The sequence below is a fragment of the Deinococcus metalli genome (assembly GCF_014201805.1).
GTDB classification, from domain to species: Bacteria; Deinococcota; Deinococci; order Deinococcales; family Deinococcaceae; genus Deinococcus; species Deinococcus metalli.
In genome coordinates, this window is sequence record NZ_JACHFK010000002.1 from 57524 (window position 1) to 77483 (window position 19960).

Sequence of the window (19960 nt, forward strand, 5' to 3'; positions counted from 1 at the left end):
GGGCGGGCCGCTGGTTATCCATGCAGAACAGCGGCCTGATTGGAACTGCCCCCAGCATAGCCCGCGCCGCGCGGAAACGACAGGTCGCCGTCTGGGCAGGGTGTCACGGGCGGGTGACCGGGTGAAAGGTGCTCACCACTTTCACTGGTCTTACGGTCAGCAGTCGGCAAGTTCATGAAGCTGCAACGTGAAAAACACCGTGTTGCAGGGCATACCCGTGAGATTCCAGTTGTAATCCTTTGCATACGTTCGGGTCAGGCGTCCGCCCCGCTTCCTCCCACGGTGAACTCATGGTCTTCAGCTCCTACATCTTCCTATTCGCATTCCTGCCCGCCTTCCTGCTGGCCTACGGCCTGACACCCGCCCGCTGGCGGTCGTGGACAATCCTGGCCGGCAGCCTGCTGTTCTATGGCTGGACCCAGCCGGCGTTCCTACTGCTGCTCGTAACCGTCATCGTGGTCACGTACGTCCTCGGCGGCCGGGTGCTCGCCACGCAGGGCCGGGCGCGCTGGGCGTGGCTGACTGCCGGCGTGGTCGTCAACCTCGGCCTGCTCGGGTACTTCAAGTACGCGAACATGACCGTCTCCAGCATGAACGGCGTGCGCGACCTGTTCGGCCTCGACCCCCTGACGTGGACGCACGTGGTTCTGCCGATGGGCCTGTCGTTCTACATCTTCCACGCCATCAGCTACCTCGTGGACCTGCACCGCGGGACGGCCAGGGCGCCGAAGAACATCGTGGATTTCGGGGCCTTCGTGAGCCTGTTTCCGCACCTCGTGGCCGGCCCGATCCTGAAGTTCCACCTGCTGGCGGACCAGTTCCGGGAACGCACCCATACCCCGGAGCAGTTCGCGCTGGGCGCGCAGCGTTTCATGATGGGCCTGAGCAAGAAGGTGCTGCTCGCCGACCCGCTCGCGCCGCTGGTCAACGCCGCGTACTCCGCTCCCCACCCCGGCGCGGCGGACGCGTGGCTGGGCAGCGTCGCGTACACCGTGCAGCTGTTTTTCGACTTCAGCGGCTACAGCGACATGGCCATCGGCCTGGCCCTGATGCTCGGCTTCAAGTTCCCCGAGAACTTCCTCGATCCGTACACGGCCACGTCCATCACGGCGTTCTGGCAACGCTGGCACGTCAGCCTGGGCACCTTCCTGCGCGAGTACGTGTACATCCCGCTGGGCGGCAACCGCCACGGCCTGACCCGCACGAACCTGAACCTGTTCCTGACCATGGCGGTCGGCGGGCTGTGGCACGGCGCGAACTGGACGTTTGTGCTGTGGGGCATGTGGAACGGCGGCTTCCTGGTGCTGGAGCGCGTGCTCAAGAAGAAATTTGGCCGGCCCCCGCCGCCCGTGTGGTACGCGGTGCCCAAGGTCATGCTGATCATCATCCTGGGCCGCGTGCTGTTCCGCAGCGACAGCGTCGCGCACGCCGGCGAGGTCTACCGCGCCCTGGCAGGCTTCAACGGCCTGAACTTCACGCCGGACGTCGCGTTCACCGTCACGCCGGAGCGGCTGGCCGTACTGGCGGCCGGGATCGCCGTCGTGTACGTCTCGCCGCTGTGGCGGTCGCGCAGCGCGCAGCTGCGGCCTGCCCTGGTCCGTACGGCGCAGTACGCGCTGACGCCGGTGTTCCTGCTGGCCGTCGCCACGCTGGCCGCGCAGCACTACGCGCCGTTCCTGTACTTCCAGTTCTGACCGCCGAGGACCGTGCCATGACGACGAACCCCACCACCCTCACCCGCCCCCCGACCCGCAGCGCGCCCCGCCGGGTGCTAGACGCCGCCCTCGCGCTGCCCCGGCCCCTGCTGGTCACCGGCGTGGCCTTCGCCGCCACGGTGGTTGGTGGGACCCTCGGCGCCCTCAGGGGCGCCCTGGTCACCGATGTCCAGCACCCGGTGACCGTGACGGCGTCGGCCCTGCTGTCCGGCCGGACGTTCCATGCCGCCGAAGCGCGCCTGGACGCCACCCTGCCGGGCCGCTCGGCGCTGGTCGCCACCGCGAACACCGCGCGCTACCTCACCACGCGCGGCGCGAGCGACGAGGTGCGGCTGGGCCAGGGCGGCTGGATCTTCCTGGCGTCCGAACTCGCCCCGCACCCGGACGCCGCGCGGCATATGCAGCAGCGCGCCGACCTGACCGCGCAGCTTGCCCGTGTCCTCGCCGCGCGTGGCGTGACCCTGCTGGTGGCCGTCAGTCCCAACAAGAGCCGGGTCGAGGCCGCCCACCTGAGCGGCGGCGCGCTGCCCGCGTGGCTGCGGGCGGAACCGGGCTACCGCGAGTACCAGGCGCTGCTGCGCGCCCGGGGCGTGCTCACCGCCGACCTGCTCACGCCCATGCAGGCCGCCGTGGCCGGCGCTGACCAGTACTACCGCACCGACACCCACTGGAACCAGGCGGGCGCGCGGACGGCCGCGCGGGCGGTGGCGGCCCGGGTGCGCGCGCTGGCCGGCGACCTGCCGCCGGCGACCTTCCGCACCACCGCGGCTCCGGCCACGCCCCGCACCGGCGACCTGCTGCGCCTGATGGGCCTGCACGTCGTTCCGGACGCGTTGCGTCCCCCCACCGACACCGAGGCGACCGAGACGACGGTCAGTGACGGGGGTGGCGGCGGCCTGCTGGGCGACGCACCCCAGGTGGTGCTCGCCGGCAGTTCCTACGGCCTGCGCGGCAATTTCGAGGGCGCCGTGCAGACCGCGCTGGGCAGCGCCATCACGAACGTGAGCCGCGAGGGGGCCGACTTCAGCGGCAGCCTCCGCTCGTACCTGCGCGACCCCGCCTTCACCGACACTCCACCGCGCGTGCTCGTGTGGGAGATCCCCGAACGCTTCCTGCCGCTCCCCGTGGCCGCCGAGGACCATGCTCCTCTCGCTCCGTTCTGAACCCGTCCGTCGCCTTCCCGTCACCCCTGTGAGGTTCGTATGCGCCACCATTCACTGATCCTGCCCGCCCTGCTCCTGCTGGGAATCGCCGCCGCTCAGGAGACCCTCTACGCCCCCGCTCCGCCCGCCGGGTCCGCGTTCGTGCGCGTGGCGAACGCCGACGCGGCCACCGCCGTGACCCTGGACGGCAAGGCCACCTTCCGGCCCGGCGCGCAGGCCGTAAGCGCCTATGTCGTCGTGCCGCAGGGCGCGCACACCTTCCGCGCCGGCAGCGCCACCCTGCGCGTGAACGTCGCGGGCGGCCAGTACCAGACACTGGTGCTCCAGGGTGGCAAGCTGCGCGCCCTGGACGCCGAACTGCCGGGCACCGTCACCCGTGCCCGCCTGACCCTCTACAACTTCAGCGACGCGCCCGCCTCGCTGATGACGGCCGACGGCCGGACCCGGCTGCTCACGGACGTGCCAGCCGGCAGCGTGAAATCCCTCAGCGTGAACGCCGTCAGCGCCGCGCTGGGCGTCTTTGCCGCCGACAAACCCGTCCAGACCTTCCCCACCGAGGCGCTGCGCGCCGGCGCGAGCTACAGCGCCTTCGTGTTCGGCGCCCACGCCGACCGCACCGCCGTGTTCGTCACGCCCGGCAAGTGACCGGCGCCCGCCGCTCCTCCCCGCCCACCCCCGTCATCCCGACCCATCTGCGAGGACTGCCCACCATGCCCCGGACCCTGCTGACCCTGACCGCCGCCCTGCTGCTCGCCCTGCCCGCCGCCCGCGCCGCCGCGCCCACTCCCGCCACTGACGTGCCCGCGAGTTGCGGCGACACCCTGGACAAGAAGGCCTGGATGTTCCAGGGCGAGCACGGGTACTTCTTCTACGGCGACGAACTGTCGGGCCGCTGGATGAACCGCCCGTGGGCCGACGCCCGCGCCGCCTTCGTGCCCGGCGCCGTGAAACTCGCCGCCGCGCTGAAAGCCCAGGGCGTGACGCTGGTCCTGGCCCCCGTGCCGCCCCGCTCCTTCGTGGCCGCTGAACAGCTGCGGGCCAGCAGCCCCACCCAGAAGACCTTCGACGCGAAGGCCGCGCAGGCCTTCTACACCGGCCTGGTCGCGGACCTGCGGGCGGCCGGCGTGCCCACCGCCGACCTGCTGACCCCGGCCCTGAAGCAGGGTGACGCCGGGCTCTTCCGGCAGGACATCCACTGGACGCCCGAAGGCGCCCAGACGGCCGCGCAGGTCGTGGCCGAGACCGTCAAGACGCTGCACATGCCGCTGGACGCCGCACCGTTCGTGAGCCTGAAGGCCGGCACGGTGACCCGGCAGGTGCAGGACCAGCCGGTGCTGGGGCAGATCGCGGCGCTGTGCTCGCTGACCGTCGCGCCGGAGACGTACGGCGACTACCAGACCCGGCCGGCCGGCCCCCTGGTCGCCGCTCCCGGCAACTTCGGCGCGAGCGAGGGCACGGTGCGCTGGGCCTTCGGTCCGGCCGCAAGCGTGTCGTACGCCGTGCCAGCGGCCGCGTCCGTCACCGTGACCGCCACCTTCGAGACGCCGCTGGACGGTCAGTCGGTCGAGGTGACGGCGGGCGGCAAGGTCATCGACACGATCGCAGGCCTCAAGAAGGGCGACAACGTGACGCGCACGTGGACGGTGGACGCCCGCGCCGGGGTGAACAGCGTGGAGTTCCGCTTCGCGGACTACAACGGCGGCAAGACGACCTTCGCGCCGGGCGACGGGCGCCCCATGGCCGTGATCTTCAAGAAACTGACCGTGTCGGCGGGCGGCGCGGTGTCGGACCTCGTGAAGGGCGACAGCGCGGGCAGTGGTCTGCTGGGCGGAGCGGCCGACGTCGTACTCGTCGGCGCGAGTTCGTCGCTGCCGTCCTTGAACTTCGGCGGCTTCATCCAGGAAGCGCTGGGCGCCCGCGTGGACAACGTGTCCTACGGCGGGGCCGGTGTGTTCTCCAGCCTCAAGGATTACCTGCTCGACGACGCCTACGCGCAGAGCCGGCCGAAGGTGCTGATCTGGCAGGTGCCGCTGCTGGGCGGCGCTGACACCGCTGAGTCCGACCTGCGCTTCGTGGAGGCCGCCGCCCTGAACGCCAAGGGCGGGACGGCCGCCCGCGGCTCCGGCAAGGTGGGCGTGGACACGGCGACCATGACGCCCCGCGCGGTCCGGGTGCATACCGCCGACGCCACCGTGACGGCCGTGACCGTCACCGTCACCACCGACGCGGGCACCAGAACGTTCACGGTGGCCAACTCCGACCGCATGACGCACCGCCAGGACTTCCTGCTGAGCCTGGGCGGCCTGGGCAAGGTCCAGCGGGTGGACGTCAGCGCCGCCGGCGCGCTGGAACTCAATGTGATGCCCTGAGCTCCCCGTGCGGCGTGGCGGCAACGGGGGCATGGGTGGCCCGGTCCCGCCACGCCGGCCGTTCCACCGCTCCAGGGCGTGACGTTCGTACAGCCGGAACAGGAGCGCCGTACGGCAGAATGGGTGCCGAACAGGGTGACGGATCGGGGAGGCGCACGTGGACGCGGACATCATCGTGGTGGGGGCCGGACTGGCCGGGCTGGTCGCCGCGGCCGAGGCGGCCGACGCCGGCAGGCGTGTCCTGCTGCTCGACCAGGAGGGCGAACAGAACCTCGGCGGGCAGGCCTTCTGGTCGTTCGGGGGGCTGTTCTTCATCGACTCGCCCGAGCAGCGGCGCCTGGGTATCCGCGACAGCCGGGAACTGGCCGGCCGCGACTGGGACGCGACCGCCGGCTTCGACCGGGCGGACGACCACTGGCCGCGGCAGTGGGCGCAGGCCTACCTGGATTTCGCCGCGGGCGAGAAACGCGCGTGGCTGCACGCGCAGGGCGTGCGCTGGTTTCCCATGGTCGGCTGGGCCGAGCGGGGCGGGCAGGGCGCGGCGGGACCGGGCAACTCCGTGCCGCGCTTTCACGTCACGTGGGGGACCGGCCCCGGTGTGGTCGAACCCTTCGCGGCCCGTGTCCACGCACACGTCGAGGCCGGGCGGATCACGCTGCACGTCCGGCACCGGGCGCTGGGGCTGACCTTTACGGGCGGCGCGGTCACGGGTGTGCACGGTGAGGTGCTGGAACCCTCGCGGCTCGAGCGGGGTGAAAGCAGCTCGCGCGCGGCCGTCGGGGCCTTCGAGTTCCGCGCGGACGCGGTGATCGTCACCTCCGGCGGTATCGGCGGGAACCACCGGCTGGTGCGGCAGTACTGGCCCACCGAGCGCCTGGGCCCCGCGCCGGACACCATGGTCTCCGGCGTGCCGCGGCACGTGGACGGTGAGCTGCAACAGGCCGTGCACGCCCAGGGTGCGCGGCTGATCAACGCCGACCGCATGTGGCACTACACCGAGGGCGTGCGCAACTGGCACCCGGTCTGGCCGGGCCACGGGATCCGCATCCTGCCCGGCCCGAGCAGCGTGTGGCTGGACCCCGGCGGACGGCGCCTCCCGGCCCCGCACTATCCGGGCTTCGACACGCTGGGCACGCTCACGCACATCGGCACGCACGGCTACCCGCACACGTGGTTCGTGCTGAACCGCGCGGTGATCCGCAAGGAGTTCACGCTGTCGGGCAGCGAGCAGAACCTCGACCTCACCAACCGCGACGTGCGCGCCGTGCTGGGGCGGGTGGGGGGCCGCGTGCCGCCGTCCGTGCAGGCCTTCATGGACAAGGGCGCGGACTTCGTGGTCGCGCCCACCCTCGACGACCTGCTGCGGCGCATGGACGCCCTGGCTCCCGACGCCGGCCTCGATCCGGAACGCGTGCGGCGCGAACTCCGCGACCGTGACCTGCAGATCGCGCACCCGGCCAGCAAGGACCCGCAGGTCGCGGCCATCCGCGGCGCCCGCGCCTACCTCAGCGAGCGGCTGGTGCGCGTCGCCAAACCCGCCCCCCTCCTGAACCCCGGCGACGGCCCCCTGGTCGCCGTGAAGCTGAGCGTCCTGACCCGCAAGTCCCTGGGCGGCCTGGAGACCGACCTGCACTCGCGCGTGCTGGGCCAGGACGCCCAGCCCATTCCCGGCCTGTACGCGGCGGGCGAGGTCGCGGGGTTTGGCGGCGGCGGCGTGCACGGCTACCGGGCGCTGGAGGGCACCTTCCTGGGTGGGTGCCTGTTCAGTGGCCGGGTCGCGGGCCGGGCCGCGGCCGGCGTTGACTGAGCAGCGCTCGCGCGCTCCGCTTCGCAGGAGGACAGGGTGTCGTTCACGGTGACGGCGCGCCGCCGCGTGACCGACGGCGCACGCCCGGACCCGGACCGGGAGCGGCTGTTGTCCTGAGCGCGCCCGGTCAGCCCGGTCCCGGCTACAGGATCACAGGTTCGTGCGGACGTCCCACAGTTCCGGGAACAGCACGACGCCCAGTACCCGCTGGAGGTAGCCGCTGCCGCTGGTGCCGCCGCTGCCGCCCTTCATGCCGATGGTGCGCTGCACGGTGGTCAGGTGGTTGAAGCGCCAGCGGCGGAAGTTGTCCTCGACGTCCAGCAGCTTCTCGGCCAGTTCGTACAGCTCCCAGTGGGTGACCGGGTCGCGGTACACCGTCAGCCAAGCCGCCAGCACGGCCGGGTGCGACGCGGGCGGCTGCGTCAGGTCGCGCTCCAGCACCGCCGCCGGCACGTCCAGACCGCGGGCGGCGAGCAGCCGCAGCGCGAGGTCGTACACGCTGGGCGCGCGGAGCGCGGCGTCCAGGCGGGCGTGCACGTCCGGCCGGTGCGCGAAGGGGCCGAGCAGCGTGGCGTGGCGGTTGCCGAGCAGGATCTCCACCAGCCGGTACGCGGCCGACTGGAAGCCAGATGCCTGCCCGAAGGCGTCGCGGAACTGCAAATAGTCGGCGGGGGTCATGGTCTTCAGGACCTCCCACGCCTGCGTGAGCTGCTCCTGCGCGCGTACCACGCGGGTCAGGCCCTTGAGCGGCGCGTCCGTGATACCTGCTGCGAGCTGCGTCATCGCCAGCGTCAGTTCGCGCACGATCAGGTCCAGCCACAGCTCCGAGACGTGGTGCACCGTGATGAACAGGTGTTCGTCGTGCGCGGCCGTGACGGGCTGGTGCGCGGCCTGGAGCGTGTCCAGGTGCAGGTACTCCCCGTACCCCAGCGAGCGCGTGAAGTCCATGTGCGCCCGGGCGGCGCTGTCGGGGTCGGGGCCGCTCATACGGGCGTCTCCGCACGGTCCAGCACCGCGCCGATGCCCTGCACGGCCCGCCACATGTCGGCGTGCGAGTGGTACAGCGGCGTGATCCCGAAGCGCAGGATGTCGGGCGTGCGGAAGTCCCCGATGATGCCGCGCTCTGTCAGCCGGGCCATCACTCCGCGGGCGTCCGGGTGGCGGTAGCTCACCTGGCTGCCGCGCTGCTCCGGCTCTGTAGGCGTCACGAGCTCCAGCGGATGACGTGCGGCAAGGAGCTCCATCAGCGCCATGAAGGTGGACGTCAGCGACAGCGACTTGGCGCGCAGGTCCGCCATCTCCACGTCCGCGAAGGCGTCCAGGGCGCTGTCCAGGGCGCTCAGGCCCAGCACCTGCGGCGTGCCGGGCACGAAGCGCCGCGCGCCGGGGGCCGGGCTGTACTCGCGGGCCATCTCGAACACGTCCGCGTGGCCCATCCACCCGCTGATCGCCACGGGCGCTCTGTCCAGGTGCCGCGCGGCCACGTACAGGTAGCCGGGCGCGCCGGGACCGCCGTTCAGGAACTTGTAGCCGCAGCCCACCGCGAAGTCTGCGCCCGCGCCGTCCAGATCGACCGGGAACGCCCCGGCCGAGTGCGCCAGGTCCCAGATCGTGAGGACGCCGGCCGCGTGTGCCCGCGCCGTCAGGTCCGGCAGGTCGAGCCGGCGGCCGGTGCGGTAGTCCACCTCGGTGAGCAGCAGCACGGCCACGTCGGCATTCAGGTGGTCGGCCACCTCGGTGTTCGGCACGCGGCGCAGCTCGTAGCCGCCGCCCAGCAGCGCGTTCAGGCCCTGGGCCACGTACAGGTCCGTGGGGAAGTTGTCCGCGTCCGTGAGAATCACGCGCCGGCCCTGCGGCGCGAGGTGCAGCGCGGCGGCCAGCGCCTTGAACACGTTGACCGTCGTGGAGTCGCCCACCGCGACCTCGTCCGGCTGCGCGCCGATCAGCCGGGCGAGCTTGGCGGCCACGCGCTCCGGGAGGTGCATCCAGTCGGCATCCCCCATCCACGAACGGATCAGCTGCTGGCCCCACTCGCGCTCTGCCACCCCCGCCAGGCGGGCTGGCACCGAGCGGTGCAGCGGCCCCAGCGAGTTGCCGTCGAGATAGAGCACGTCCGGCGGGAGCAGGAACTCGGCCCGTTTGTGGGCGAGGAGATCGCGCGCGTCGAGATCGAGAAGGTGGGCGGGGATGGTCGTGGCGTCGGTCGTTACGGTCATGGTCGCTCCGGGAACAGGGGAGAGGGCCGCCCGGCCGGGAGACGGGCCGGGAGTGGTGGGTGATCGACCGTCACGCGCGCAGCGGCCGACCCAGACGCGCACACCACCAGCCGTGCAGGGCGCGCGCGATGCAGTTCGCGCCGGCGCGGCCTTCCCGGTGTTCGGCGGACATACCCCGAGTATAGGCCGGGGGTGCGGGCACCCGGCCCGGCCCTAACGCCCGTTCGGTACACTGGCCGCACACTTCAGCCGTCCCCACCCCGGAGGAATGCCCGTGTTCCAGCCCGACCGTGAAGCCATGCCCATCCCGGAGCTGCGCGCCCTGCAACGGCGCCAGCTGCGCACCATGCTGGAGCGCCAGCACGAGCACGTGCCCGCGTACCGCGAGAAGTTCCGCGCCGCCGGGGTCACGCCGGACGACCTGAGCACCCTGGACGACCTCGCCCGCTTTCCGTTCACGCGCAAGGCCGACCTGCGCGACACCTACCCGCTGGGGCTGTCGTGTGTGCCGCGCTCGGCGCTGCGCCGCCTGCACGCCAGCAGCGGCACGAGCGGCAAGCCCACGGTGGTCGCCTACGACGAGCACGACCTGGGCGTGTTCGAGGAGGTCGTGGCCCGCTCGCTGTACGCGGCCGGCGCGCGGCCCGGCATGGTGTTCCACAACGCCTACGGGTACGGGCTGTTCACGGGTGGCCTGGGCACCCACGGCGGGGCGGCAAGGCTGGGTCTGTGCACCGTGCCGGTGTCCGGCGGCGGCACCGAGCGGCAGGTGCAGCTGATCGAGGACCTGCACCCCGAGGTGATCGCGTGCACGCCCAGCTACGCGCTGGTGCTGGGCGAGGCGCTGGCGCGGCGCGGGCTTGGCCCCGGCGACACCAGCCTGAAGTACGCGGTGCTGGGCGCCGAACCGTGGGCCGAGAAGACCCGCCACGAGGTGCAGGCCGCGCTGGGCGTGACCGCCACGAACATCTACGGCCTGTCGGAGATCATCGGCCCCGGCGTGAGCAACGAGGACGCCGCCGAGCAGCGCGGCAGCTACGTCTGGGAGGATCACTTCTACCCGGAGATCGTCGATCCCGAGACCGGTGACGTGCTCCCGGACGGCGAGTGGGGCGTGCTGGTCTTGAGTTCCATGACCCGCTCGGCCATGCCGATCCTGCGCTACTGGACCGGCGATATCACGCGCCTGCTGCCCGACGACAACGCCACTGGTCGCACCATGCGGCGCATGGACGCCATCCGTGGCCGCAGCGACGACCTGATCATCCTGCGCGGCGTGAACGTGTATCCCACGCAGCTCGAAGCCGTGCTGATCACGCTGGGCCACGTCAGTCCGCACTATCACGTGGTGCTGTCGCGCAGCGGCGTGCTGGACGAACTGACCCTGCGCGTGGAGGCCGAGGACAGCGCCGCGCTGAGGGCGGAGATCGAGCGGCAGGTGAAGGCGGTCGTGGGCGTGACCGTGCGCTGCGAACTGTGCGAGCCGGGCAGCCTGCCCCGCAGCGAGGGTGGGAAGCTGCGCCGCGTCACGGACCTGCGCGGCGCCCGCTGACGCAAAAAAAAGGTGGCGAGGATCTCCCTCGCCACCACGGTCAGGGGCGCTTCAGGGCGCCGGGGTCCACGTGACGGTGGCGCGCACGTACTTGCCGAGGTAGCGGTTCGAGCCGAGCGCGTCGGCCAGGCCGTCCACGCTGAGCTGGAAAATGGCCGGGCCGGCGGCCGGATCACCGGGGAAGGTCTTGAAGGTGATCGGCACACGGATGGTGGCGGGCAGGCTCGTCACGGTGTACGTGCGCGGTCCGGTCGCGTCGGCCACCGGGCCGTAGTACTCGGCTTCGTCGGGGATATACGGGCTGAGGCTGAAGGTGAAGCCCGGCAGGTCGCGCGAGTCGGCGTCCACCGTGAGCACCGCGTCCACCGTCTGGCCCGCCGCGGCCGTGACCGGCTCCATGGTGAAGCGCAGATTCACGGTGTTCAGCGTGACGCTCAGATCAAGGCTGGCGAGGTCCTGGCCGCCCCGCGACGCCACGAGCTTCCACGGCGCCGCTCCGTCCGGCTGCGGGAACACCACCTTGGTGGGCCGCAGCGTCACGGCCGTGGGGGCCTTACCGGGGGTGAAGGTCGCGGGGCTGACCTCGATCACGTCGCCGTCCCTGCCGTCCGCGCGTTCCGCCCGCAGCGAGATCGGCCCGCCGTTGCCGCCCGTCACGGTGACCGGAAGGGTGGTGGCCGTCCAGTGCGTCAGGGTCAGGGCCGTGGTGCTGGACGTGATGCTCAGGGGCTTCACGGCGGCCTCGGCCGGGGGCGTGGTCGCAGGAGCGGCGGCCACGGTCGACGCGGCGGCGGCCGGCTCGGGGGCGTTCACGTCCGATTGCGAGCAGCCGCACAGCAGCGACACCGCCACGAGCGCGATCAGCCCGGCGGCGCGCGGACGCAGGATATGGCGGTGGGCAGGACGGAGGGGAACGGAGACGCGCATATGCCCTCAGACTAGGCTCATGTGTAGCCCGCTGGATGGGCCGGTGCGTCATCGGCTTTTGGGCGTGCTCTAATGAATTTTATCCGTCCTGGCCTTCATTTATTCGGATTCGGTGAACCCTCCGCGCCCGGTTCGTCAGCTCGGCTGCGGGGTCCGCGGCAGGCTCACGCGGAAGCTCGCGCCGCCCAGGGCCTCGCTCTCGTCGGCGCGGGCCAGACCGCCGTGCGCGGCGGCCAGGGCGTGCACGATCGCCAGCCCCAGGCCGCTGCCGCCGGTGTCGCGCTGCCGGCTGTCGTCCAGGCGCGTGAAGCGCGTGAACACCGCCTCGCGGCTGCTCGCCGGAATGCCGGGGCCGTCGTCGTCCACGCGCAGCAGCACGGCGTCGTCGTGGGGCTCCACGCTGACCTCCACGCGGCCGCGGGCGTGTCGCACGGCGTTCTCGACCAGGTTTGCCAGGATCTGCCGCACGCGGTGCGGGTCCGCGAAGGCCTGCGCGGGGTGCGAGCGCAGCGTCAGGGCCACGCCGCGCGCCGCCGCCCGGTCCGTGAGGTCATGGACCACCTGGGCGCCCAGCGCGGCGAGGTCCGTCTGCGCCTGGTACAGCGGCAGCTGGCCGGCCTCCAGCAGCGTCAGGGTGCGCAGGTCGTCCACCAGCCGCGTGAGCACCTGCGTCTGGATGCTCAGCATCCGGACCTGATCGTGGTTCAGGGGGTACACGCCGTCCTCCAGCGCGTCCAGGCGGGCCTGGATCACCGCCAGAGGTGTACGCAGTTCGTGCGCGATGTCCGCAACGGCCTGCCGGCGCTCCTGCTCCAGTTGTTGAAGGTTCGTGGCCATCTCGTTGAAGGTGCGCGCCAGGTCCGCGACCTCGCGCTCGCCGCGGAACACCGGGGCGCGCACCGTGAGGTCCCCGCGGGCCAGACCCCGCGCCGCGCGGCTGACCGCACTGACCGGATGCGCCACCCGCCGCGCGAGCAGGAACGCCAGCAGCGCGGACGCGACCGCCGCGATCAGGCCCACCTGCACCAGACTGGCCTGGACCTGCCGCACGAAGTCCTGTGTGCGCGGCGCGAACACCCGCGGCCCACCGCCACCGTCGTCGCGCGTGCGGACCTTGCGGCCCTCGCTGATGGTGGTGTCCTGCCCGCCCGCGTTGCGGACGACGCCGCCCACGTCCGGGCTGCTCTGGCCGGGCGGCAGGTAAGGATCGGCCACCGAGCCCGTGCGCACCTCCGGCGTGGGCGCCTGCACGATCACCTGCCCGCGGCGCTGCGCCTCGGCCTGGGCGCGCAGGTAGGTCTGCATCTCGGGCGGCAGGCGGCGCACCTCGCGCTCCACCACCGCGTTCGACAGCACGAACATGCTCGCCACCGTCAGCAGCGACACCGCCAGCATCGCCAGCAGCATCGTCAGGGCCAGGCTGGGGCCGCGCCGCAGCCCGGCCCAGCGCAGCACCCGGGAGATGGTCAAGCGCCCACTTCCAGGCGGTAGCCGACGCCGCGCACGGTGTGCAGCAGGTTGCCCGCGCCCCCCGCGTCGAGCTTGCGGCGCACGCTGGCCAGGTGCGCGTCCACCACGCGTTCCAGCGCGTCGCTGTCCGGCAGAGCGGCGGCGAGCAGTTCCTCGCGGGTGAAGGCCCGGCCCGGCGCCTCGGCCAGGTGGCACAGCAGCCGGAACTCGGCGGGCGTGAGGTTCAGGGTATGCCCGTTCACACGGGCGATCACCGCGCGGCGGTCGACCTCCAGCACCCCCACCCGCAGCGGCTTCTCGTCGTCCTCCAGCACGGCGCTGGCGCGGCGAAGCACGGCCTTCACGCGCGCCATCACCTCGCGCGGGCGAAACGGCTTGACCACGTAATCGTCGGCGCCCAGTTCCAGGCCCACGATCTGGTCGGTCTCCTCGGCGCGGGCGGTGACCATGATCACCGGTGTCTGCCCGTCGGCTCGCACGGCCTTGAGGACGTCCAGGCCGCTCTTGCCCGGCAGCATCACGTCCAGCAGGATCAGGTCGGGGCTGGCGGCGCGGAACACCGTCAGGGCGCTCATGCCGTCGCCGGCGCGCTCGGTGCGGTAGCCCTCCTGGCGGGCGTAGGCCTCCAGCACCTCGGCCAGCTGCGGTTCGTCCTCGACAATCAGGATCAGGGCGCTCATGGCCGTATGGTAGGCGGCGCGCGTGAAGGGGATGCGAAGGCAGCGGGGCGTGACCGGGCGCTCTGAAGCAGCCTGAACTGCGTCTGAGACGGCCTGGACCCGCCTTCGACAAATCTTCAAATAAGCTGCGCGGTCCGTTCGTGAACGCGGCTAAGACTGCGCGGCATGACGCTCTGTCCCCGCGCTCCTGCGCCGCTGCTCCGCGCCGTGCTCACGGCCGGTCTCGCCCTGGGCGTGGCCGCCCACGCGCAGACCGCTCCGGCCCAGACCACGCCAGCCCAGTCCAGCCCGGCCCAGATCACCACGACCACCGCTCCCGCTTCCCTCACGCTGGACGCCGCGCTGGCGCAGCTCAGCGGCGCGCCCAGCGTGACACAGGCGCAGCTCTCGGTGCAGGTCGCGCAGAGGAACCTCGACGCGGCCCGCACCGCCCTGGGCCTGACCGTCAGCGTGACCGGCAACGCCGCGTACACCGGGCCGGGCACCGCCACGGCGTCCGACGGCACGACCACCAGCCTGTCGTCGTCGCTCAGCGGTAGCGCCGGCGTCAACGTCAGCCTGGGTCTGCTGCCGTGGTCGAACAACCAGAGCAGCCTGCGCGGCGCGCAGCGCTCGCTGGACCTCGCGCAGGCCAACCTGCTGGAAGCAGGCGCGTCGGCCCGGTTGAACGTCTCGCAGCAGTACTACGCGGCCGTGCTCGCCGTGGCCGACATCGACCTCGCCCAGCGCACGCTGGAGCTGCGTCAGCGCCAGCTGAGTGTGGCCCAGACCCAGCAGGCCGCCGGGAACGCCACCGCTGAGACGGTCCTGAACGCCCAGGCAGCCCTCCAGACGGCGCAGGCCGCGCAGGTGCAGGCCTCCGCCAGCCTGGACGCCGCCCGCCGTAGCCTGGGCGCGGCGCTGGGCCAGAGCGTGAACGCCACCGCCTTCCCCACCACGCCGGCCGAGACGGTCACGCTGCCGGACATCGCGGCCCTGGTCGCCCGCGCCCGCACCTCGCGCTCGGAGGTCGTGCAGGCGCGCAACACCCTGGCCGCCGCGCAGGACGCGCTGGACGAGCAGAAGCGCACCCAGACGCTGCCGGACATTAGCGCGTCGGTGCGCTACGGCCCCAGCGGCAGTGGCGGCCTGAGCGCGAACCTGAACCTCACGCAGGGCACGGTGGGCGCCGGGTATTCCGTGCCGCTGGGCGAGTCGTCGGGCAGCAGCACGTCGGACCGCATCAGCGCCAGCATCAGCGGCTCGTACGTGGTGTACTCGCCGGCTGCGGCGGCGCAGGTGTCGGCCGCCCAGGCGTCGGTCACGCAGGCGCAGCTTAGCCTCACGGTCGCGCAGCAGACCGTGGAACTCGACGTCCGCACCCGCTCCTCCACGCTCCAGACCAGTGTCATCGCCGTGCAGACCAGGGCCACGGCTGTGCAACTCGCGCAGACCGCGCTGGACACCGCCCAGGCCCGCCTCCAGGCCGGTACCGGCACCGCCGACGACGTGTCGGTGGCCGAACTCGCCCTCGCCCAGGCGCAGCGCGACCTTGTGTCCGCCCGCGTCACCGCCCAGCTGAACCTGCTCCAGCTGACCACCGCCGCCGGAGGCCCCGCATGATGTCCCGTACCCGTTCCCTGACCGCCCTGACCGCCGCCCTGCTAGTGCCCGCCGCGCACGCCCAGTCGGCGGCCCCGGTCAGCCTGACGGCCGCCGTGACCGCCGCGCTGGCCAACAACACCGACGTCAAGACCGCGCAGGCGAACCTGGACAAGGCGCAGGCCGCCAACCAGGCGGCGCAGGCCGACCCCAGCTCGCTGGTCGCCGCGAAGCTGAGCGCGAAGAACACCGCCACGCTGGCGCAGGCGCAACTGCGCGGCGCAAAGCTGGGCGCGCTGCAGAACACCGTCACCGCCTACACGGCGCTGCTGGAAGCGCAGGAGAACGTCACCCTCCAGACGCTGCAGGTGCAGGTAGACACCAAGAACGTGCAGGTCGCGCAGGTCAAGCTCGGCATCGGCAACGCCACCCAGCTGGACGTCACGAACGCCCAGAACACCCTGGCGAGCAGCCAGCAGAACCTCGCGGACGGTAAGGCCCAGGTGAACCTCGCCAGCGCGCGGCTGGCCACCCTGACCGGCCTGGGCAGCGGCGTGCGCGCGGCCGGGGCGCCCACCGTGCCCAAGCTGACCAGCACGCAGGCGACCTTGCAGGGCGGTCTGGGGAACCTCAGCGCCGTCACCTCGGCCGCGGGCGACCTGGCCCTGGCGCAGCTGAACGTCAAGCTCGCGGACAACGACTTCACCCCGGCCCGCACCCTCCAGGACGCGAAGACCGCCCTCGCCAACGCCCAGCGCAGCGCCGACAGCGCCAGCAAGACCGCCACCCAGAGCCTCGCCAGCGCGTACCAGGCCGCCCAGAACGCCTACGAACTGCTGGCCGTGGCCCAGAGCCGCGAGGCCGCTGCGCAGAAAACCGCCACCCAGGACGCCGCGCGTCTCAAGAGCGGCACCATCAGCGCCGTGGAACTCCAGAACACCCAGCTCGCGCTGAAAAAAGCGCAGTACGCCCGGCTCCAGGCGCAGGACAACGTGCTCACCGCCCTCGCCTCGCTGTCCGTGGCTGCCGGGGTGAATCTCACCGGCATCGGCGGCAGCATATGACCACGACCTCGACTCCGGTCCGCGCGCGGCCTGCCCGGCGGCGCTGGCCGTGGGTGGTCGCGGGCGTGGTGCTGCTGGCGGGCGTGGGCGGCGGAGTGTACATGGCTCGCACCCGAACAGCCGCGTCCGCCACGCCCGCCGTCACGACCACCACGCAGGCCGCGACGCCGGGCGTGCTGCGTGTGAGCGTGAGCGGCCCCGGCACCCTGGAAGCGAACGTGACCCGCACCGTCGGCGCTGACCTGACCGCCACGGTCGGCGCGGTGCCGGCGGTGGGCGAGCGCGTCACGAAGGGTCAGTTGATCACCACCCTGCAGAGCGACACCGTGACCCAGGACGTGCAGACCGCGCAGCTCAACCTCGACAAGGCCCGCGCGGCGCTGGACGCCACCCGGGCCAGTCAGGCGAACTCGGCGGCGGGGCGCAGCAGCTCGGTCACGCAGGCGAGCAGCAGCGTCACGCAGGCCGAGCAGGCCCTCGCAGACGCGCAGCGGACCCTCAGCGGGCAGCGGCAGCTCAGCGCCATCGGCGCGGTCAGCGCGCAGGCCCTGGCGGACGCGCAGTCGGCGGTGGTCAAGGCGCAGCAGACGCTGGACTCGGCCCGCGCCTCCCTGAGCGCCGCGCAGACGCAGGCGGCCACCGGCGGCAGCAGCGACACGCAGAACCTTCGCAGTCAGCAGATTGCGGTGCAGCAGGCGCAGGATGCCCTGGCGACCGCCCTGAAGGCCCGCGCGGACCTCAAGGTGTACGCGCCGATCAGCGGCGTGATCAGCACCGTGTCGGCCACCGAGGGCACGGTCGTGACCAGCGGCGCGACCATCCTGACCCTGCTGGACGACACCACCCTGAACCTGCCGGTGCAGATCGACGAGACCGAGATCGCCGGCGTGAAGGTCGGCCAGAGCGCCGACGTCACGCTGGACGCCTACGAGGACCAGACCTTCAGCGGCAAGGTCGTGCGCGTATCGCCCGGGGCGACGCAGAGTAACGGCATCTCGGTGTTCACGGCGACGGTGCAGCTCGGCAACCCGGACGGCAAGCTGCGGGCCGGCATGACCGCCGAGGCGGAGATCATCCAGAGCGAGGCGCGCGGCCTGCTGGTGCCCAGCAAGGCCATCCAGACGGTGCGGACCCGCTCGTACGTGCAGGTGCCGGGCGCGGCCGGTGCAGAGCCTGAACGCGTGCGGGTCGAGACCGGCGCGACCGACGGCACAAACACGGTCGTGACCGGCGGCCTCACGGCCGGGCAGGAGGTCATCGTGCCCGGCAAGGCCAGCACGTCGGGCAGCGCCACGCGCCAGACGCAGACCTCCGGCGGCTTCGGCGGCCCGCCTCCCGGGGGTGTGCCGTGAGCGCGCCCGCCGCGCGCCCGGCCGTCGTGGACATTCAGGGCGTCCGCAAGGTGTACGAGACCGGCGACATCGTGTTCGAGGCCCTGAAGGGCGTGAGCGTGCAGATCATGCAGGGCGAGATGGTCGCGCTGATGGGTCCGTCGGGCAGCGGCAAGACCACGCTGATGCAGATCATCGGGCTGCTCGACCGGCCCAGCGCCGGCACGTACCACCTGGGCGGGCGCGACGTGACCACCCTGAGCGAGAACGAGCGGGCGGCGGCGCGCAACCAGGACATCGGCTTCGTGTTCCAGGCCTTCCACCTGCTGCCGCGCTTGAGCCTGGTCGAGAACGTCGAGGTGCCGCTCACCTACGCGGGCGTGCCCTCGCGCGAGCGGCGCGAGCGCGCCATGCACGTGCTCGCGCGGGTGGGTCTGGACGCCAAGGCGGCGAACCTGCCCAGCCAGATCAGCGGCGGCCAGAAACAGCGCGTCGCCATCGCCCGCGCCCTGGCCGGCAGTCCGCGCCTGCTGCTCGCAGACGAGCCGACCGGTAACCTCGACACCCGCACCAGCGACGAAGTGATGGCCTTTTTCAGCGAGCTGCACCGTGAGGGCACCACGGTCGTGCTGGTCACGCACGAGAACGACATCGGCGCGTACGCCGAGCGCGTCGTGCGCGTCCGTGACGGCCTGATCGAGAGCGACACCCGGCAGACCCCACGCGAGTCGGCGGTGCTGGAGGCGCACGCATGACGACCACCTCGACCGAACGCGCTCCGGCCGCGCCGCCCGCGACCGCCCCGCGCCGCCAGGGTGGCGGCATCGGCCTGGGCGGAGCCTTCACCATCGCGTGGCGGGCCATCATCGGCACGCCCATGCGCAGCATCCTGACTGCGCTGGGCGTGATCATCGGTGTGGCGGCTGTCGTGGCGCTCACGGCCATCGGCCAGGGCAGCACCGCCGGCGTCACGCGTAACCTCGAATCGCTGGGCACCAACCTGCTCACGGTGGGCAGTGCGCGCGGCTTCGGCGGCGGCAGCCTGGTGCGCGGCGGCCCGCGCCAGACCGTGACCGTCAAGGACGCCGAGACGCTCGCCACCACCTTCGGCGCCCGCGTGGCCGGGGTGGCGCCCGCCGCGCAGGGCAGCGTGCAGGCCAAGCTGGGCAGCAACAACACCCAGGCGACCGTGGTCGGCACGTGGCCCGCGTACGAGACGGTGCGCAACAGCCCGGTGGAGACCGGCGCGTACTTCACGCAGGCGGACGTGGACGGCAAGAAGCGCGTCGCGGTGATCGGCCACCAGGTGTTGCTCGACCTGTGGGGCGACGGCACGGACGGCAGCGCCACCGACGACCAGGCCATCGGGCAGCGTATCCGGCTGGGCACCGTGACCTTCACCGTGAGCGGCGTGCTGCCCGACAAGGGCAACTCCGGCTTCGGCAACGCCAACGGCCAGATCCTGATTCCGCTCAGTACCTACCTGCAGCGCTTCTCGCGCACCAACTCCGCGAGCGGCGAGCCCACCGTGAACAACGTCTACCTGCAGGCCACGGACGCCAGAGACCTCAAACAGCTCCAGTCGGACGTCACGGACGTGATGATGACCCGGCACAAGCTGACGGACCCCACCGCCCTGGACTTTCAGGTGCAGAACCAGGCGGACTCGCTGGCCAGCCTGAGCGCCATCACGAACACCCTGACCATCCTGGTCGGCGCGATCGCCGGCATCAGCCTGCTGGTCGGCGGCATCGGGATCATGAACATCATGCTGGTGTCGGTCACCGAGCGCACCCGTGAGATCGGCGTGCGCAAGGCGCTGGGCGCCCGGCCCCGCGACATCCTCACGCAGTTCCTGGTCGAGGCGTCGCTGCTGTCTGTCAGCGGCGGCGTGATCGGCATGCTGCTGGGCGTGGCCGCGGCGTTTGCCGGCCGGGCCTTTTCCATCACCCCCGTGTTCTCGCCCACGCCCATGATCGTCGCGTTCGTGTTCAGCGCGCTGGTCGGCGTGTTCTTCGGCTACTACCCCGCCGCCCGCGCCGCGCGGCTCGATCCCGTCGATTCCCTCCGCTACGAGTAAGGAGT

Annotated in this window: 16 protein-coding genes; 11 read left to right on the forward strand and 5 right to left on the reverse strand. The window is 72.1% G+C overall.

Annotation, left to right across the window (positions count from 1 at the left end; all coding sequences use genetic code 11):
• Positions 1-290 precede the first annotated feature (290 nt).
• From HNQ07_RS05435 to HNQ07_RS05455, 5 genes are all read left to right on the forward strand, one after another.
• Positions 291-1694 (forward strand): MBOAT family O-acyltransferase, encoded by a 1404-nt coding sequence (locus HNQ07_RS05435; RefSeq protein WP_184109933.1) that lies wholly within the window; start codon positions 291-293, stop codon positions 1692-1694.
• A 17-nt stretch (positions 1695-1711) separates the two neighbouring features.
• Complete coding sequence (locus HNQ07_RS05440) at positions 1712-2878, forward strand: alginate O-acetyltransferase AlgX-related protein (RefSeq protein ID WP_184109934.1); 1167 nt, start codon at positions 1712-1714, stop codon at positions 2876-2878.
• A gap of 39 nt (positions 2879-2917) precedes the next feature.
• Positions 2918-3523: an alginate O-acetyltransferase AlgF gene (locus HNQ07_RS05445; RefSeq protein WP_184109935.1), complete on the forward strand. Its 606-nt coding sequence runs from the start codon at positions 2918-2920 to the stop codon at positions 3521-3523.
• A 65-nt stretch (positions 3524-3588) separates the two neighbouring features.
• Positions 3589-5247, forward strand: coding sequence for an alginate O-acetyltransferase AlgX-related protein (locus HNQ07_RS05450; RefSeq protein WP_184109936.1), 1659 nt, complete (start codon positions 3589-3591; stop codon positions 5245-5247).
• A gap of 157 nt (positions 5248-5404) precedes the next feature.
• The gene (locus HNQ07_RS05455; protein ID WP_184109937.1) at positions 5405-7054 is read left to right on the forward strand and encodes an FAD-binding dehydrogenase; all 1650 of its coding nucleotides are present in this window, start codon (positions 5405-5407) and stop codon (positions 7052-7054) included.
• A gap of 150 nt (positions 7055-7204) precedes the next feature.
• Here the strand turns inward: HNQ07_RS05455 and HNQ07_RS05460 are convergent, their stop codons facing one another.
• Positions 7205-8041 carry a tryptophan 2,3-dioxygenase gene (locus HNQ07_RS05460; protein ID WP_184109938.1) on the reverse strand — a complete coding sequence of 279 codons (837 nt, stop codon included), beginning with the start codon at positions 8039-8041 and terminating at the stop codon, positions 7205-7207.
• Positions 8038-9270, reverse strand: coding sequence for a kynureninase (kynU, locus tag HNQ07_RS05465; RefSeq protein WP_184109939.1), 1233 nt, complete (start codon positions 9268-9270; stop codon positions 8038-8040). The genes HNQ07_RS05460 and kynU overlap by 4 nt, the downstream gene beginning before the upstream one ends.
• Before the next feature lie 274 nt (positions 9271-9544).
• Between kynU and HNQ07_RS05470 the strand changes: the two genes are divergently transcribed.
• The gene (locus HNQ07_RS05470) at positions 9545-10822 is read left to right on the forward strand and encodes an AMP-binding protein (RefSeq protein WP_184109940.1); all 1278 of its coding nucleotides are present in this window, start codon (positions 9545-9547) and stop codon (positions 10820-10822) included.
• A gap of 51 nt (positions 10823-10873) precedes the next feature.
• On the opposite strand, the gene HNQ07_RS05475 is transcribed toward HNQ07_RS05470, so the two are convergent.
• The 3 genes from HNQ07_RS05475 to HNQ07_RS05485 form a co-directional block, all read right to left on the reverse strand.
• Entirely contained in the window at positions 10874-11749 is an 876-nt protein-coding gene (locus tag HNQ07_RS05475; RefSeq protein ID WP_184109941.1) for a hypothetical protein, read from the reverse strand.
• A gap of 135 nt (positions 11750-11884) precedes the next feature.
• A complete protein-coding gene (locus HNQ07_RS05480) occupies positions 11885-13219 on the reverse strand; it encodes a sensor histidine kinase (protein WP_229831862.1) in 1335 nt (444 codons plus the stop codon).
• The gene (locus tag HNQ07_RS05485) at positions 13216-13899 is read right to left on the reverse strand and encodes a response regulator (RefSeq protein WP_184109942.1); all 684 of its coding nucleotides are present in this window, start codon (positions 13897-13899) and stop codon (positions 13216-13218) included. The genes HNQ07_RS05480 and HNQ07_RS05485 overlap by 4 nt, the downstream gene beginning before the upstream one ends.
• Positions 13900-14064: 165 nt before the next feature.
• Here HNQ07_RS05485 and HNQ07_RS05490 point away from each other — a divergent pair, with 165 nt between their 5' ends.
• The 5 genes from HNQ07_RS05490 to HNQ07_RS05510 are packed head-to-tail and all read left to right on the forward strand — an operon-like array spanning position 14065 to position 19955.
• Positions 14065-15501, forward strand: coding sequence for a TolC family protein (locus HNQ07_RS05490; protein WP_184109943.1), 1437 nt, complete (start codon positions 14065-14067; stop codon positions 15499-15501).
• Entirely contained in the window at positions 15498-16544 is a 1047-nt protein-coding gene (locus HNQ07_RS05495; protein WP_229831861.1) for a TolC family protein, read from the forward strand. Before HNQ07_RS05490 ends, HNQ07_RS05495 begins: the two co-directional genes overlap by 4 nt.
• A complete protein-coding gene (locus HNQ07_RS05500; protein ID WP_184109944.1) occupies positions 16541-17896 on the forward strand; it encodes an efflux RND transporter periplasmic adaptor subunit in 1356 nt (451 codons plus the stop codon). Before HNQ07_RS05495 ends, HNQ07_RS05500 begins: the two co-directional genes overlap by 4 nt.
• Entirely contained in the window at positions 17893-18630 is a 738-nt protein-coding gene (locus HNQ07_RS05505) for an ABC transporter ATP-binding protein (RefSeq protein ID WP_184109945.1), read from the forward strand. The genes HNQ07_RS05500 and HNQ07_RS05505 overlap by 4 nt, the downstream gene beginning before the upstream one ends.
• Entirely contained in the window at positions 18627-19955 is a 1329-nt protein-coding gene (locus HNQ07_RS05510; RefSeq protein ID WP_184109946.1) for an ABC transporter permease, read from the forward strand. The genes HNQ07_RS05505 and HNQ07_RS05510 overlap by 4 nt, the downstream gene beginning before the upstream one ends.
• Positions 19956-19960: the final 5 nt, after the last annotated feature.